Origin of the sequence: Kocuria sp. CH-021 (assembly GCF_049716185.1) — a bacterium.
GTDB classification, from domain to species: Bacteria; Actinomycetota; Actinomycetes; order Actinomycetales; family Micrococcaceae; genus Kocuria; species Kocuria cellulosilytica.
The window spans coordinates 1-368 of sequence record NZ_JBNAFK010000071.1 but is presented as its reverse complement, the minus strand read 5'-3'; the positions used below and the strand labels follow the sequence as shown (position 1 = coordinate 368).

The 368-nt window shown below is 71.7% G+C and carries 1 protein-coding gene; it reads left to right on the top strand.

Features of this window, described 5'->3' with window-relative positions; translation table 11 throughout:
* The coding region (locus ACPYN7_RS18065; RefSeq protein WP_424348567.1) for an ISL3 family transposase at positions 1 to 368 on the top strand (368 nt) is incomplete at both ends.

Sequence of the window (368 nt, the reverse complement as noted above, 5' to 3'; positions counted from 1 at the left end):
GTCAAGGGCCGCACCGGGGCCGCCTACGGCGACTGGCTCACCGAGCAGGGGCCGACCTTCACGGCCGGGATCCGCACAGCGACGCTGGACCCGTTCCACGGATACGCCAACGCCATCCGCGACGAGCTTCCGGAGGCCATCACGGTGCTCGACGCCTTCCACGTCGTCAAGCTCGGCGGCCAGGTCGTCGACGAGGTGCGCCGCCGGGTGCAGCAGGACACCCTGGGCCACCGCGGGCGGGCTGGAGACCCGCTCTACGGCATCCGCCGCACCCTGCAGATCGGCGCCGAGCACCTCACCACCAAGCAAGTCACCCGCCTGAACGCGAAGCTCGAAGCCGGGGACCCGCACCACGAGGTCACCCTGGC